Below are 15,752 nucleotides of genomic sequence, written 5' to 3' on the forward strand. Positions count from 1 at the left end.
AATAGTTGCAAGGACAAGTGGTATTTCCGCTGTGAAATGCCACTTGTCAGGTCGCCAAGCATGGGCGCTTGCCGTTATAATCCAAATTTCCCGCTATCGCCTGATTTGACCTCAGGCGCCTTTTATAATGACCACCAAATATGTATTCGTAACGGGAGGCGTTGTGTCCTCCCTGGGCAAAGGTATTGCGGCTGCATCCCTGGCTGCCATCCTGGAGTCCCGCGGTCTGCGCGTGACCATGCTCAAGCTGGACCCCTACATCAACGTAGATCCGGGCACCATGAGCCCCTTCCAGCACGGTGAAGTGTTTGTTACTGAGGATGGTGCGGAAACCGACCTGGACCTGGGCCACTACGAGCGCTTTATTTCCGCTCGCATGCGCAAGGTCAACAACTTCACCACGGGCCAGATTTACGAATCCGTGCTGCGCAAAGAGCGTCGCGGGGACTATCTGGGCAAGACCGTGCAGGTTATCCCGCACATTACCAACGAAATCCAGGACTTCATCATTCGTGGCGCCAAGGCTGCCTACAATGGCGAGGCCGATGTTGCCATCGTCGAGATTGGTGGCACAGTGGGTGACATTGAATCCCAGCCTTTCCTGGAAGCCGCCCGCCAGATGAATCTGCGACTGGGCCGCAACAACACCGCTTTTGTTCACCTGACACTGGTGCCTTTCATTGCATCGGCCGGCGAACTCAAGACCAAACCGACTCAGCACTCGGTGCAAAAGCTGCGTGAAATCGGTATTCACCCCCACGCTTTGCTGTGCCGCGCTGATCGCGTCATTCCTGATGACGAGCTGGCCAAGATTTCGCTGTTCTCCAACGTGCCCATGGACGCCGTGATTTCGGTGTGGGACGCGGATTCCATCTACAAGATTCCAGCCATGCTGCACAAGCAAGGTCTGGACAGCCTGGTGTGTGATGCCCTGGCGCTGTCGCCTCCACCGGCTGATCTGTCCATGTGGGATCGTCTGGTCCAGGCCCTGGAAAATCCGGAGCACGAAGTGCGTATCGGTATGGTCGGCAAGTACGTAGACCTGACCGAATCCTACAAGTCGCTAAGCGAAGCTCTGGTTCACGCCGGTATTCATACTCGTACCCGTATCAATATCGAGTACCTGGATTCCGAAGTAATCGAGAACGAAGGTACCGATTGCCTGCAAGGTCTGGATGCCATTCTGGTGCCAGGCGGCTTTGGCAAACGCGGTACCGAAGGCAAGATCCGCGCCATTCAGTACGCTCGTGAAAACGGCGTGCCATTCCTGGGTATCTGCCTGGGCATGCAATTAGCCGTGGTTGAGTTTGCTCGCAATGTGGGCAATCTGGTGGGTGCGAACTCCACCGAATTCGATCCATCGGCCGTGCACCCGGTTGTGGCCCTGATTACTGAATGGGCAGACCGCGAAGGCAAGATTGAGCACCGTGATGGTTCCTCCGATTTGGGCGGCACCATGCGCAAGGGCGCACAGCGTTGCCCGGTGAAACCAGGTTCGCGTGCTGAAGCCATTTACGGTCCGGAAGTGAATGAACGTCACCGCCACCGTTTCGAAGTCAACACCTTGTACGTGCCACGTCTGGAAGAAGTGGGCATGGTGATTTCTGCTCGTACTCCTACCGAGAACCTGCCAGAAATCATGGAACTGCCTGATCATCCTTGGTTCATGGGCGTGCAATTCCACCCGGAATTCACTTCCACGCCGCGTGATGGCCATCCGCTGTTTACCAGCTATATCAAAGCTGCTCTGGAACGCCAGAAAAAAACAGCTTGATAATTTGGTATGACTGAAAAGGCCCGCGCGACGCGGGCTTTTTCATTCGGGGCGACAGAGTCTGTTACCCGCTTTCCTGGGAGTAAGCATGATCGAACAATTGGATCATTTGGTGCTGACCTGTACTGACCCGCAAGCCACCACCCATTTCTACACACAAGTTCTGGGCATGAAGCAGGAAGTCTTTGGGCAGGGGCGAATTGCTTTCTGCTTTGGCTCGCAAAAGATCAATTTGCATGTGCGCGGGCAGGAGTTCGAGCCCAAGGCGCATTTGCCAGTGCCGGGGGCGCTGGACCTGTGTTTTATCGCCAATATTCCGCTGGAGCAGGTAATCGAGCATTTGCAGTCACAAGGCTGGCCCATTATTGAGGGGCCTGTACAGCGTACGGGTGCCATCGGCCCGATTCGCTCCGTCTATGTGCGCGACCCGGACTTGAACCTGATCGAAATCTCCGAACGATTGGGCTGACAGGCATGCTGCACTGCGGTGCAGCACCGCCTTCAGGAATGTGGGAGAATGCAGCAATACTGAAACGAGGTCTATTATGGATTTATGCGGTTACGACGTTGGCCTGGATCGGCCCTTTTTTCTGATCGCTGGCCCTTGTGTGATTGAATCGCGTCAAATGGCGTTTGATACAGCGGGTCAGCTTGCCGAAATTACCTCGGCTCTGGGCATCCCCTTTATCTACAAAAGCTCGTTTGACAAGGCCAACCGGAGTTCGGACAAGTCTTACCGTGGCCCCGGCATGGCGGAAGGTCTGCAGATTCTGGCGGATGTGCGCTCGCACTACAAAGTGCCGGTTCTGACCGATGTGCACGATAAAGACCAGGTTGATGATGTGGCTGCCGTCGTGGATGTGCTGCAAACACCGGCTTTCCTGTGCCGTCAGACCGACTTTATTCAGGCTTGCGCCGCTACCCTGAAACCCGTGAATATCAAGAAGGGCCAGTTCCTGGCCCCTCAGGATATGGTGCAAGTGGTGGCAAAAGCACGTGCAGCGGCAATGGAAATGGGCGGTGATGGCTCCACCATCATGGTCTGTGAGCGTGGCGCTTCGTTTGGCTACAACAATCTGGTGTCCGACATGCGCTCCTTGGCGATTATGCGTGCCACGGATTGCCCGGTCGTGTTTGATGCTACGCACTCGGTCCAGTTGCCGGGTGGCCAGGGCACGACCTCGGGCGGCCAGCGTGAGTTTGTGCCTGTCCTGGCGCGTGCTGCCGTTGCAGCAGGTGTGGCGGGCGTGTTCATGGAAACCCACCCTGATCCGGATAAGGCCTTGTCGGATGGCCCGAATGCTGTCCCCCTGTCGCAGATGGCAGATTTGCTACGGACACTGCAACAGATCGATTCGATTGTTAAAAACAGCGGTGCCTTGCAGCACGGCTATTAAAAGTAGTTTGGAGACACTATGTCCGCATTTTTGATTGCTAATGTCGAAGTAACGAACCCCGAGCAGTACAAGCAGTACCAAGAGTTTTCCAGCATCGCCATGAAAACCCACAACGTGAAAGTGTTGGTGCGGGGCGGTGAAACGGTCACTCTGGAAGGCAATGCGCCTTTGCGTACCGTGGTCATGGAGTTCGACACGCTGGAGCAAGCTCAGGCTTTCCACGATTCCGAGGAATACCGTCGTGCCCGTCAAGCCCGTGAAGGTGCTGCCAAAATGACCATGTACGTGGTGCAAGGTCTGTAAAAAGCGGACTCCGCCATGTAGTCAGGCAGGAAAAAGGGAGTGTGAAAACACTCCCTTTTTTTATGGGCCTAGGTATAGGGCCCGATCTTTTCGTTCAATATTCCAGAAAGGATATCCGCTTGTTTTGCTGTTTAAAACCGAGGGTCGCGCAGGGCAGGCAGGGTCAGTTCGCGTATAAAGCTGGCGGGAGACAGTTGCAGCAGGCTGCGCACAATCGTGAGTACATCATGCACCGGAATGGTCTCGCCCTGGTCCCGTTCAGCAGCGGTGTGCAGCGGTACATCCAGGCCATCTTCCATATTCAGATAGCCCAGTTGCAAGCAGGTGACGGCCAGGCCTTGATCCCTGTAGCCTTCGCGCAGACTGTCAGCCAAACCGTTCAGGGCAAATTTTGTCGCGCCGAAAGCAACTTCCGGACGGCCGCTTTGACGTAGACCCGAGGTGGAGCCCGTCAGAATCAGGCGGGGTTGTTTGCTGCGTAACAAATGGGGCAGCAGATGTCGTATAGCTAGCAAGGCCCCAGTCAGATTCACATCGACCAGACGACGGATGGTCAGATCGCTTTGCGATAGAAAATCGTATTCCTCACTGAATGCCGTGTCTTCCCAAATCCCGAGGTTGTAGATCAGCACATCCAGCGATTCCGGGCAGGCGGCTGCCAGTTGGCTGGCGGCGTCAGGCTGGGACAGGTCAGCGCTGATCCAATATTGACGGGCACTGGCGTCCGGGTGCAGGGAACTGGTCAAGGCGCTGGGAGGCCGTCTGGCCACGCCATACAGCGTGTTGCCATCTTGGGCCAAGCCATCCATCAAGGCGCGTCCCAGACCCATGCTGGCACCAACAATCATGATATTCATACGGTTTTCCTGTGGGGCAGATTTGTTTGGAAAGCCTGGCTCTCCGAATGATTGCCATTGTGTACCGGGATAGTGGGATGGGGTTTGATTCAGGCATGGCTTGTCAGGTTTTTCACTCGCTCGTAAAATAGTTGACTAGGCAATAATTGCATGGTCAATAGAAATGGTAAACGCATCGGAAGCAGCACAAAAAACGCCAGGGCGTGTCTTGTCAGTCACGGAATCCATACTGGCGATGATGGGTCTGTGCTTTGTGGTGATGTTGGTGGCCATCGATCAGACCGTGGTCGGGACAGCCTTGCCCACCATCGTGTCCGAACTACATGGTTTTGAGCTGTATGCCTGGGTGGCAACAGCGTATTTGCTGACTTCGGTGATTACCGTTCCTATTTTTGGTCGCCTGGGGGATTTTTACGGACGCCGCCGTTTTGTGCTGGTGTCCATTGTCTTGTTTACCCTGGCGTCCGTGCTTTGTGGCATGGCGCAAAGCATGTTGCAACTGGTATTGGCTCGTGCCTTGCAGGGGATAGCCGGGGGCATGCTGGTCGGGACGGCGTTTGCCTGTGTACCAGATCTGTTTCCCGATCCTCGTGTGCGTTTGCGCTGGCAAGTGATGCTGAGCGCGTCCTTCGGGATTGCGAACGGGATAGGGCCTTTTCTGGGTGGAATTCTGACTGAGCACTACGGCTGGCGCTCCGTGTTTTATGTGAATTTGCCTGTCGGCTTGCTCAGCCTTTATTTTGTCTATCGTTACTTGCCGCAGATCCGTCACTTTCGTCAAACCCAGGTCCGCATGGACTATTTGGGTGCTTTTTTGTTGATGGTCGGTTTGGCCTGTATTCAGCTGCTGGTAGAGCTGCTGCCTCAATATGGCGGCAGTTATCTGATGGTCTTGCTGGGGTTGTGCAGTGTGGCGGCTTTTGTCCTGCTGGTGACTTGGGAGCGACGGGTTGCGGAACCCTTGCTGCCTTTGATTCTGTTCAGTAGCCCCGCTCAATTCTCTTTGCTGGTTCTGTCTGCGGGTTTGGGCTTTATCCTGTTCGGACTCTTGTTCTACGCGCCTTTATTGCTGCAGGGGGGCTACGGTCTGCGACCTCAAACAGCCGGTTTATTGATCACCCCCTTGGTCGTGTTCATTACCGTGGGCAGTATCATTAATGGCCGTACGATTACGCGTCTGCGTCGTCCTACCCTGATGCTGTATTTGGGGCTGGTGCTATTGACGATTGCTTGTCTGGGTATGGTGTTTATCAAGAAAACCGACCCTCATTGGCATTTTGTGTTGTATGCCACCATTGCCGGCACCGGGGTTGGCTGCATCATGCCGAATCTGACCGTGTTTGCGCAGGAAATTGTAGAGCGCTCCATGCTGGGGATTGCCACGGCCATGCTACAGTCCATGCGCATGGTGGGGGGCATGTTGGGAACCGCTGTCGTGGGAACTCTGATCAACTACCAGTATGGTGAAGCCATCCGCACGCAATTGACGACTTTGCCTGCCAGTCTGGTGAATTCGCTGCAAGACCCGCAGGTCTTGATGAGTGTGAGCCAGCAGACACAATTTCTGGAGCAGGCGGGGCAGGACGGCCAGATGTATCTGGGCTTGGCCCGCGATGCCCTGGCACATGCCGTCAATATGGGGATGGCCGTGACCTTGCTGCTGATAGTCTGGTGCTTTTATTGGGTGCGTAAAGTGCCGCCGATACGATTTAATCGTCAAGAACAGTCTTGAACATGATGAATGAATTTCCGCAACTTCAAGCGGCTCAGCAACTGGGGCGCACGTATCGCAGTCTGATGGCGGCGTTTGATCAGCAGTTGGGCATGCCCTTGCCACGCTGGCGTGTCCTGATTTGCCTGTACCAAGAGGACGGTTGCCTGTCTCAAAAGCAATTGGTGCGCTTGCTGCGCATTGATCCGGCTGCGGTGACACGGCAGTTGAAGAACATTGAGTCTTTGGGACTGGTCGAGCGTTTCACGGACGAGCAGGACAATCGGCTGACCAATGTGCGCCTCAGTCCAGCTGGTCGTGAGCTGGTCGAGGCCACCTTGCCGCGTCGCCGTCGCCTGGTGGAGGCCATGCTGCAAGACTTCTCCGATCAAGACCTGAACCAGTTGATTACCTTGCTGGGCAACTGGGAAAGCGCCTTGTTGAAAGCAGCCGACAAAGATTTACTTTGAGACGTATCGGTACTTTTTGTATTTACAGAGACGCCGCCTAGTCTCGGAATTTCTGGTGATAATAAACACGTGCCGGTTTCGATCAGGATGAAGGCAGGGTCTTGAATCCAGGCTTTTTTCCAGCTTTCGGGACCAGACATGGCACGGCTGTGTCATGGGCAGGTACAATCCTGTTTTAGCAGGAGGGCAGGGGGCGCTGATTGCACTATAGCTGTCGCGCTTGCTGATCTTTTCAACTTCCAGGCTAGGCGCCTTTTCAAGCTGATCTTCACATCGGTTTACGGCGATACGCCCGGCAGCAGGATTGTTTAACTTATCTAGCTTAATGCTACTTCAGGCAGGACTGTCAAAATCATGAGTGCAATCGTAGATATTATTGGCCGCGAGATTCTGGACTCCCGTGGTAATCCAACGGTGGAGTGTGATGTATTGCTCGAATCGGGCGCTATGGGGCGTGCCTCCGTTCCTTCTGGTGCATCCACTGGCGCTCGCGAAGCGTTGGAGCTGCGTGATGGTGACAAGAGCCGTTACCTGGGTAAAGGTGTTTTGCGCGCTGTTGAAAACCTGAACACAGAGATCTCCGAAGCCTTGATGGGCTTGGATGCTCAAGAACAAACCTTTATCGATCGCACCCTGATCGAGCTGGACGGTACCGAAGACAAGAGCCGCCTGGGCGCCAACGCCATGCTGGCTGCCAGTATGGCTGTGGCCCGTGCCGCTGCTGATGATTCGGGTCTGTCCCTGTACCGCTACTTCGGTGGCAGCGGTGCCATGGCCATGCCCGTACCGATGATGAACGTCATCAACGGTGGCGCACACGCCAACAACACCCTGGACTTGCAAGAGTTCATGATCATGCCCGTGGGCGCCAAGAGCTTCCGCGAATCGCTGCGCATGGGTGCAGAAGTGTTCCACACCCTGAAAGGCCTGATTCACGATCAGGGCATGTCCACCGCTGTGGGCGACGAGGGTGGTTTTGCTCCTAACGTGGCCAACCACGAAGCCGCTATCGAACTGATCCTGCGCGCTATCGAACAAGCTGGCTACGAGCCCGGCACCCAGATCGCTCTGGCCCTGGACTGCGCCGCTTCCGAGTTCTACCGCGACGGCAAATACCACCTGGCTGGCGAAGGCGGCGTGTCCCTGAGCTCGCAAGACTTTGCCAACCTATTGGCCAACTGGTGCGACAAGTACCCCATCATCTCCATCGAAGACGGCATGGCCGAAGACGATTGGGACGGCTGGCGCATTCTGAGCCAGCAACTGGGCGACAAGATCCAGTTGGTTGGTGACGATTTGTTTGTGACCAACACCAAGATCCTGAAGAAAGGGATTGAGCTGGGTATCGGTAACTCCATCCTGATCAAGATCAACCAGATCGGCACCCTGACCGAAACCTTTGCTGCCATCGAAATGGCCAAGCGCGCTGGTTACACCGCTGTAATTTCGCACCGCTCGGGTGAAACCGAAGACTCCACGATTGCGGATATCGCTGTGGCTACGAATGCCATGCAGATCAAAACAGGCTCCCTGTCCCGTTCCGATCGCATGTCCAAGTACAACCAGTTGTTGCGTATTGAAGAAGAATTGGCAGAAGTTGCTACCTTCCCAGGTCGCGAAGCGTTCTATAATCTGCGCTAATTCTGTTTGATGAACCGGGTCGCAAGACCCGGTTCTTATATCACCATGCGCCTGATCGTTCTGCTCCTGCTGTGTTTGACCCTGGTAACCCATTACGCTTTATGGTGGGGCAAAGGCGGTTGGCTGGACGTACGGCAAATGCAGACCAGGCTGGTCGCGCAAAAAGAGACCAACGAGGCCCTGACAGCGCGTAATAACGCCTTGCTGGCCGAGGTTCAGGATTTGCGTTCGGGTACCCACGCAGTTGAAGAGCGCGCCCGTAGCGAGTTTGGCATGATGCGTGAAGGCGAGATCTTTGTGCAGATCGTGCCTCCCGGTGGTTCGGCTACCACGACAAGCAGCCCACGTTAAGAAGTAGCGTGCAAGGCGCTGCTGGAACGGCTGAGCAGCCAGTTCCTTTCTGATCATTCTTCTTTGTTCCCTTATTGCTGTCCCGACTACGGCCACAACTGCTTATTGCGGCGACTGTAAGTCTGTTTCCCGCTTGGGTCAGGAATGCGTTGATCGCGTCCTATGCTGCCGCCACCCGCCACCCGCCACCCGCCACCCGCCACCGCCCTCTGGCTGGCTCGGCGATTAGTAGCAAGCAGGGTTTGGAGGTGAGTAGTCAGCTCCTCCTGAGTCTGGTGTGGGGGCGGCAGGCCCTGGAGAAGGGGAAGCATCACCTGATCCTTGAGCAGGGCCATCCCTTGATGGCAGACGGCCATCCCCGTCCGGTGATGGCGGTTCTGCTGGCTCCAGATCTGTGGACCAGCCTGTTTGGGAAACTGGCAAGGCAAGCTCGTTTTCAGTCTGCTGGGCATAGACGACCCGACCATCAGCCAAGTCATCCCACTGCACGGCATCAGACTGCATGGGGTGCCTGATTTCCAGGCGGAGCCAGACCGCTGCCGAACCCGAAGGGCCAGGCATGCTGGCAGCAAGCTTGGGTAGCAGGCGAAGCAAGGAAAGAGGGCCCGGCTTATGGGCATAGAGCAGGTACAAGTGCAATGTGTTGGCCTGGTAGATGCTGGGGCCGCCGTGGCTGGCTTGATCCGCTTGTTGCGCCTGCCAGCCCTGGGTAATGCTTGTGCGCCCCTCATGAAGCCGGGAAGGCCTGCCATGCAGCATAAAAGCCTGTGGTGAGGGCGACAGGATCTGGATCTGCCATTGATCGTGCAGTGGCACTTTGGCAGCAGTCAGTGTTTGGCTGAATGCCAGGGCAATGGTTTCAGGCTGGGCATGATGCACGCTGGCCTGACGAGCTGCCTGCAACAGGCTGTGCTGCAGGCGTACGCGCAAGGAGTACAGCGTCAGCACGTCCAGCACTAGCCAGCTCAGCAGGATGATCGCAAGCAGGGCGCCCATGATGTGAGCGCCTGCCAAACCGGATTGATGCTGGGGTGAAGAAAAAGAATCAGCCATGATGTTGCCATCATGGCTGACTGTCTTTTAGTTCGGTAGAAGGACTTGTGCGGGCGTAGTCCCTCGTAGTGGTTTTTGCTTAGTGCAGGGTATCGTCACCCGGTTGGGTATCGCCCTTGTCGACAAACAGGGACGCGCAATCAATTGCGTCGTACTGATAGGGCTTGCCGCAGAAGTTGCAGGACACATTGATGGTGTCTTGCTCGGCCAGCATTTGCTCGATTTCTTCCCGTCCCAGCATGCGCAGCATATTGCTGACGCGTTGACGGGAACAGGGGCAATGCCAGCGCACGGACTGAGGTTCAAAGACTTGCAGGTCTTCTTCCCAGAACAGGCGGTGAATCAAGGTGTCGCTATCCAGTTGCAGCAATTCTTGCGTCTGGACGGTGGAGCCCAACGCCAGGGCCCGCTCCCAGGTGTCCAGGTTCTGAGCCAGACTGTGGCCGCCTTGGGGCGGGATGCGTTGCAGCAACAGACCTGCACAACGGTTCTCGTCGGCAGCCAGCCACAGGTGGGTATCCAGCTGCTCGGAGGTGCGCATATAGGTTTGCAGAACTTCGGCAACGGTCTCGCCTTCCAGAGGCACCACGCCTTGGTAAGGACGGAAATCCTTGCTGCTTTGACGCGGAGCCAGCACCACAGTGAAGCGGCCTTGACCTTGCGGGTTCAGCAGGGTTTGCAAGGTGCCGGTTTGAGGCACGGGATGGTTCTCGCGCAGCGAGACCGTTGCACGTATATCCATGTCCGAGGTGCACTCCACCACCAGCAAGGCAATTGGGCCATCCCCCTGGATTTGCAAAATCAGGGAGCCGTCAAACTTGAGGTTGCCCGCCAGGAGCACCGAGGCGGCCACCAGCTCGCCCAGCAAGTCGCGGATGCAGGCAGGGTAGTGCTGATGTTCCAGACCCATTTGCCAGGCTTGCTCAAGGTGAACAATCTGGGCTCGTGTGCTTTGGTCGGCGAACAGGTATTTTTTTAAAATGTCGGTCATGACTTTGCTGTACTACTAAAAAATGAAGAGGCAGCCTGCCTGCTCAGGTGGCTGCCGAAGTAACACGGGTAGGGCGCGCATCGATCAGACGAGTCTTGCTAAGACGGTCGTGCAGGAACTGCTGGTCCTTGTCGAACCAGGTCCAGATAAAGTTCAGGAAAGGCGTAAACACGATCAGAAGGTCCGTGGACGCATAGCCTGTGTAGACAGACAGAAGCTGAACCAGCAAAGCCCCCAGCAAAGGCAGGGGCCATAACAGAATATAACGCAGCAGCAAGGTAGGCAGGGCAGGAATCTGGCCTTGCTCGTTCACCAGGCGCATGTGCCAGGTTTTCATGGGCAGGGTCTGGCCTACTTTGCGCCAGCAGAGCACGAAATAAATCCCCAGCGCGATAAACAGAACGACCTGACGCACATGTCGCAGATCCAGGCCGCTACGGCTTTGGGTCAAGGTATCAAACAGATAGCCGGTGGTGAAAATAACGCCAAACAGCAGGATGGATTCATACATCATGCAGGCAAAGCGTCGCCAGCGGCCAGGAGTGGTGAATGTGGGTGTCATGGTGCGTCTTGAGGCAGGGAAGACTGCCATTATCGCGTATATCGCCGCCTAACGGAATGCTGCCGGTTCAGGGCTGGAACAGAAGGCCTGGAGTCGGGCGGGCCCCAAAAGGGTGGAAAAGTACTCAAGATAGATGGGGGGCTTATCCCAATAAACAAGGGCCAAGCCATTTTCATGGACTTGGCCCTTGTCGCCTTGTGCAAGACTGCTTGAGGCTTATTCGGCGCTGGCCGAGTCTTCGCTGGCGTCCGAGGCTGCCTCGTTATTGCGATAGCTGGCCGGAACCATGTCAAAGCAGAACAGGCGGCAATCCAGAGCACCGTTGTACAGCGGGTAACGACGCTTGGGCTTGAGGCGCATATGACGCGGCAACTCCAGGTCGCTGCTGATCATGTTCACGCTCCAGTTGGCGAAGTTTTGCTTGAGATTGCTGGCCCAGTTTGGCCAGAAGTCCTCGTCCTGATGTTCCAGACGCTCGCCGTAAGGAGGATTGGTGACAATCCAGCCGGCTTCTGTTTCTGGACGAATCTTCAGGGCATCGCCTTGCTCGAAGCGAATCGTCTCCAGCGTCAGGTGCGAGCGCTCCAGGTTGGAACGGGCGGCATCCAGAACGGTGGGGTTGATGTCGTAGCCAATCAGCGGCGTATCCAGACGAGGAGCGATCATGGAACGCGCTTCGTCCTTGATGTCACGCCACAAACGCTGATCGTGGCAGCGCAGACGCTCGAAGTGGAAGGGGCGCCAGATTCCGGGAGGCGCTCCCAAAGCCATCCAGGCGGCTTCGATCAGAATCGTGCCACTACCGCAGAAAGGGTCGATCAAAGGCTTGCTGGGGTCCCAGCCAGACAGGGCCAGCAGGCCGGCTGCCAGGTTTTCACGCAAAGGCGCATCGCCCTTGTCATGACGCCAGCCGCGCTTGAACAGGGACTCGCCACTGGTATCCAGATAGAAGGTGGCACTGGTCTCGTCCAGGAACAAATGCACCTTGGCATCCGGGCGTACGGTATCGATGGAAGGACGTGCACCTTCCAGATCACGCAGGCGGTCACAAATCCCGTCTTTGGCGCGCAGATTGCAGTACTGCAGGCTTTGCATGGGGCTGCGTACCGCCGAGGTATCGACACGCAGTGTCTGCTCGGGGCCGAACCAGCGTTCCCAGGGAGTCACGCGGGCCAGGGCCAGAATGTCTTCCTCGTTGGTGACAGGAGCGTGCGAGACTTCCAGCAAAATGCGTGTCGCCAGTCGCGAGGACAGGTTGGCACGCATGACGCCGATCCAGTCCGCGTCAAAATGGCAACCCGCACGGCCGGTTTGGACGTTCTCGTAGCCCAGTGCCTGCAGTTCCAGCGACAGCGCCTCCTCCAGCCCTTGTGGGCAGGGAGCAAACAGACGGTAGCGTTCGCCTTGCAGGGCCTTGACCTGGACGCGCTCGTTTTGCTCGATATTGCTATCGGGCAGGCGCTGACCGGGCTTGGGGGCCTGGGGGCTGTCTACACGCTGGATAGGCGAGACATACTGAGGAAAGGCATCGGAGTCACCTGCCGGGCTAAAAAGCTTGCTGGGCATCTTGCCGGCAGGGGTACGCTCCGAGGACTCATTGTCGCTCTTGAAGGCAGGACGTTCGCGGCGTTCACCCGAGAAATTGCGGCGTTCACCCGATTGTGGTCGGCTGTCACGGTCCCGGTTGAATGCGGGACGTTCGCGGCGTTCGCCAGAGAACTCACGACGCTCGCCCGATTGAGGACGGCTGTCGCGGTCACGGTTGAATGCGGGACGTTCGCGGCGTTCGCCGGAGAACTCACGACGCTCGCCCGATTGAGGACGGCCTTCGCGGTTGCGGTCGAATGCGGGACGCTCACGGCGCTCACCGGAGAATTCGCGACGTTCGCCCGATTGTGGTCGGCTGTCACGGTCCCGGTTGAATGCGGGACGTTCGCGGCGTTCGCCAGAGAACTCACGACGTTCGCCCGTTTGGGGACGGCTGTCACGGTCTCTGTTGAATGCTGGACGCTCGCGACGTTCACCAGAGAACTCGCGACGTTCACCCGATTGTGGACGGCCTTCACGGTTGCGATCGAATGCTGGACGCTCACGGCGTTCGCCAGAGAACTCACGGCGTTCGCCCGTTTGGGGACGGCTGTCACGGTCTCTGTTGAATGCTGGACGCTCGCGACGTTCACCAGAGAACTCGCGACTTTCACCCGATTGTGGACGGCCTTCGCGGTTGCGGTCGAATGCGGGACGCTCACGGCGCTCACCGGAGAACTCACGACGTTCGCCCGATTGTGGACGGCTGTCACGGTCGCGGTTGAATGCTGGGCGCTCGCGACGTTCACCAGAGAACTCGCGACGTTCGCCAGATTGAGGGCGGCTGTCACGGTCGCGGTTGAATGCTGGGCGCTCACGGCGCTCACCGGAAAACTCGCGACGTTCACCCGATTGCGGACGGCTGTCACGATCACGGTTAAATGCGGGACGCTCACGGCGTTCACCGGAGAACTCACGACGCTCACCCGTTTGCGGGCGGCTGTCACGGTCCCGGTTGAATGCGGGACGTTCGTGGCGCTCACCGGAGAACTCGCGACGTTCACCCGATTGTGGACGGCTGTCACGGTCCCGGTTGAATGCGGGACGCTCGCGGCGCTCACCGGAAAACTCGCGACGCTCGCCCGATTGGGGGCGGTCTGTGCGGTCGCGGTTGAAAGCAGGGCGCTCACGGCGTTCCTGGTCACGTTTCTCTACGTAGGGGCGGGACTCGCGCTTGGGGCCGCCCTGGCGGTCTTGCTGCAGGCTGGCCGCACGTGCGCGCGCACCCGAGCGCACGCGGGGTTCCGCATTGCTGGCTTTCTTTTTAGTGCCTGGGCTCAGGCTTAGTGTCTTGCGTTCAGATTGGTCTGACATGAATTAGGTATTAGAAGGGTTTTATAACCACCAGGATGAGGACCAGCAGCAGAACGATGACCGGAATTTCATTGAACCAGCGGAAGAATACGTGTGAGCGGCTTTGCTGCCCTTGCTGGAACTGCCGCAGATAGCGTCCGCACACACCGTGAAAGGCAAACAGGATCAAGACCAGGGTCAGTTTGGCGTGCATCCAGCCCTGTCCTTTGCCTATGCCGTAATACAAAAATAATCCCAGGCCTGTCAGCAGGGTCAGAATGGCCAAAGGGGCCATAAAGCGATACAGGCGCCGGGCCATGCCCAAGAGCGTTTCATAGGTCCTGACATCTTGCTCCTGGGCCAGATTGACATAGATGCGGGGCAGGTAGAACAGCCCCGCAAACCAGGAGGTCACAAACAAGATGTGAAATGTTTTTAGCCAAAGCATGATTTAACCACGCATTTGGCCATTGCCATGCAAGACCCATTTGTAGGTCGTCAGGCCTTCCAGGCCGACCGGGCCACGGGCATGAAGACGGTTGGTGGAAATGCCGATTTCGGCACCCAGGCCATACTCGAAGCCGTCAGCAAAACAGGTAGGCAGGTTCACCATGACGGAGCTGGAGTCCACTTCGCGCTGGAAGCGCTCGGCCAGGCTCAGGTTTTCCGTCACGATGGATTCTGTGTGCTCGGAGCTGTACTGGGCAATATGATCCATGGCCTGATCCATGGAGTCCACAATGCGGATTGCCAGAATGGCTGCGGCAAATTCGGTTTCCCAGTCTTCTTCGGTAGCGGGGGCTACGTTGGCGACCAGAGCGCGGGTCTGTTCACAGCCACGCAGTTCCACTCCTTTTTCCTGCAGTTGGCGGGCCATTTCTGGCAGGAAAGCCGGGGCAATACTGCGGTGAACCAGCAAGGTTTCCATGGTGCCGCAAATACCGTAACGGTAGGTCTTGGCGTTGAACACGATGCGGGTCGCTTTTTCCAGATCGGCAAATTCATCTACATAGACGTGGCAGTTGCCGTCCAGGTGCTTGATCAGAGGGACCGTTGCTTCGGCGCTCAGTCGCTGGATCAGGCTCTTGCCACCACGCGGGACAATGACGTCCACGTAGTCGTTCATGGTTACGAGCAAGCCAACAGCATCGCGATCCGTGGTGGGAACCACTTGCACGGCTTCTTTGGGCAAACCAGCACGTTCCAGGCTGCTGGAGATAATCTGTGCCAAAGCCTGGTTGGAGTGAAAGGCTTCGCTACCGCCGCGCAAAATCGTGGCGTTGCCGGATTTCAGGCACAGGGCGGCGGCGTCAATGGTCACATTGGGGCGCGATTCGTAAATGATGCCGATGACACCCAAAGGCACACGCATTTGAGCCACACGCATGCCGTTAGGGCGGGTGCGTGAGGCGCTGATCTGACCGACCGGATCGTCCATGTCGGCAATCTGACGCAGGCCTGTGGTCATGATCTCCAGGGCACGGTCCGACAGGACCAGACGCTCGATCATGGCCGGGGGAATCTGACGTTCACGTGCAGCCTGCAAGTCCAGTTCGTTGGCTGCTTGCAACTGGGCTTTTTGCTCAATCAGGGCATCAGCCATATAGCGCAGGGCATCGGCCTTGGCTTTGCCAGTGGCGGCGCGCATGCGACGGGCAGCAAGCTGGGCGCGCTTGCCCAAATCTTGCATCATGGAAGACAGATCGCCGGCCTGGGTGGCGGCAGAGGACTGGGTGATATCGTTCATAGCCGTGTAACTCTC

15 protein-coding genes are annotated in these 15,752 nt (G+C 57.1%); 8 read left to right on the forward strand and 7 right to left on the reverse strand.

Translation table 11 applies throughout. From position 1 onward, the window contains the following. The first annotated feature begins 127 nt into the window (after nt 1-127). The 4 genes from Q9R35_RS01505 to Q9R35_RS01520 all read left to right on the forward strand — a co-directional run bounded on the left by Q9R35_RS01505 (nt 128) and on the right by Q9R35_RS01520 (nt 3,474). Nucleotides 128-1,774, forward strand: a complete 1,647-nt coding sequence (locus Q9R35_RS01505; protein ID WP_063693062.1) for a CTP synthase — start codon at nt 128-130, stop codon at nt 1,772-1,774. 88 nt (nt 1,775-1,862) lie between these two features. Beyond that, on the forward strand, nt 1,863-2,243 hold the full coding sequence (locus Q9R35_RS01510; protein WP_086069915.1) for a VOC family protein: 381 nt from the start codon (nt 1,863-1,865) through the stop codon (nt 2,241-2,243). Between the two features lie 76 nt (nt 2,244-2,319). Then, complete coding sequence (kdsA, locus tag Q9R35_RS01515; RefSeq protein ID WP_042482334.1) at nt 2,320-3,171, forward strand: 3-deoxy-8-phosphooctulonate synthase; 852 nt, start codon at nt 2,320-2,322, stop codon at nt 3,169-3,171. 18 nt (nt 3,172-3,189) lie between these two features. Next, complete coding sequence (locus Q9R35_RS01520; protein WP_042482331.1) at nt 3,190-3,474, forward strand: DUF1330 domain-containing protein; 285 nt, start codon at nt 3,190-3,192, stop codon at nt 3,472-3,474. Between the two features lie 131 nt (nt 3,475-3,605). Here the strand turns inward: Q9R35_RS01520 and Q9R35_RS01525 are convergent, their stop codons facing one another. Further along, nucleotides 3,606-4,331, reverse strand: coding sequence for an SDR family NAD(P)-dependent oxidoreductase (locus Q9R35_RS01525; RefSeq protein WP_311219251.1), 726 nt, complete (start codon nt 4,329-4,331; stop codon nt 3,606-3,608). 163 nt (nt 4,332-4,494) lie between these two features. Between Q9R35_RS01525 and Q9R35_RS01530 the strand changes: the two genes are divergently transcribed. The 4 genes from Q9R35_RS01530 to ftsB all read left to right on the forward strand — a co-directional run bounded on the left by Q9R35_RS01530 (nt 4,495) and on the right by ftsB (nt 8,504). Next, the gene (locus tag Q9R35_RS01530) at nt 4,495-6,063 is read left to right on the forward strand and encodes an MFS transporter (protein WP_042482324.1); all 1,569 of its coding nucleotides are present in this window, start codon (nt 4,495-4,497) and stop codon (nt 6,061-6,063) included. Between the two features lie 2 nt (nt 6,064-6,065). After that, nucleotides 6,066-6,512: a MarR family winged helix-turn-helix transcriptional regulator gene (locus tag Q9R35_RS01535; protein ID WP_052362907.1), complete on the forward strand. Its 447-nt coding sequence runs from the start codon at nt 6,066-6,068 to the stop codon at nt 6,510-6,512. A 354-nt stretch (nt 6,513-6,866) separates the two neighbouring features. Then, nucleotides 6,867-8,153 carry a phosphopyruvate hydratase gene (gene eno, locus Q9R35_RS01540; protein WP_009456510.1) on the forward strand — a complete coding sequence of 429 codons (1,287 nt, stop codon included), beginning with the start codon at nt 6,867-6,869 and terminating at the stop codon, nt 8,151-8,153. A gap of 45 nt (nt 8,154-8,198) precedes the next feature. Further along, nucleotides 8,199-8,504, forward strand: coding sequence for a cell division protein FtsB (ftsB, locus tag Q9R35_RS01545; protein WP_042482320.1), 306 nt, complete (start codon nt 8,199-8,201; stop codon nt 8,502-8,504). 225 nt (nt 8,505-8,729) lie between these two features. Here the strand turns inward: ftsB and Q9R35_RS01550 are convergent, their stop codons facing one another. From Q9R35_RS01550 to Q9R35_RS01575, 6 genes are all read right to left on the reverse strand, one after another. Then, entirely contained in the window at nt 8,730-9,557 is an 828-nt protein-coding gene (locus tag Q9R35_RS01550; protein WP_311219252.1) for a hypothetical protein, read from the reverse strand. A 79-nt stretch (nt 9,558-9,636) separates the two neighbouring features. Beyond that, nucleotides 9,637-10,548: an Hsp33 family molecular chaperone HslO gene (gene hslO / locus Q9R35_RS01555; RefSeq protein ID WP_026483073.1), complete on the reverse strand. Its 912-nt coding sequence runs from the start codon at nt 10,546-10,548 to the stop codon at nt 9,637-9,639. Nucleotides 10,549-10,591: 43 nt separating this feature from the next. Next, nucleotides 10,592-11,110, reverse strand: coding sequence for an RDD family protein (locus Q9R35_RS01560; RefSeq protein WP_086046113.1), 519 nt, complete (start codon nt 11,108-11,110; stop codon nt 10,592-10,594). A gap of 216 nt (nt 11,111-11,326) precedes the next feature. Further along, nucleotides 11,327-12,676 carry a class I SAM-dependent RNA methyltransferase gene (locus Q9R35_RS01565; RefSeq protein WP_231691408.1) on the reverse strand — a complete coding sequence of 450 codons (1,350 nt, stop codon included), beginning with the start codon at nt 12,674-12,676 and terminating at the stop codon, nt 11,327-11,329. A gap of 1,345 nt (nt 12,677-14,021) precedes the next feature. Continuing rightward, nucleotides 14,022-14,438: a CopD family protein gene (locus Q9R35_RS01570; RefSeq protein WP_042482023.1), complete on the reverse strand. Its 417-nt coding sequence runs from the start codon at nt 14,436-14,438 to the stop codon at nt 14,022-14,024. Between the two features lie 3 nt (nt 14,439-14,441). Next, on the reverse strand, nt 14,442-15,737 hold the full coding sequence (locus tag Q9R35_RS01575; RefSeq protein WP_081251441.1) for a glutamate-5-semialdehyde dehydrogenase: 1,296 nt from the start codon (nt 15,735-15,737) through the stop codon (nt 14,442-14,444). Nucleotides 15,738-15,752 lie beyond the last annotated feature (15 nt).

The sequence above is a fragment of the Alcaligenes sp. AB3 genome (assembly GCF_031844565.1).
Lineage (GTDB): Bacteria > Pseudomonadota > Gammaproteobacteria > Burkholderiales > Burkholderiaceae_B > Alcaligenes > Alcaligenes faecalis.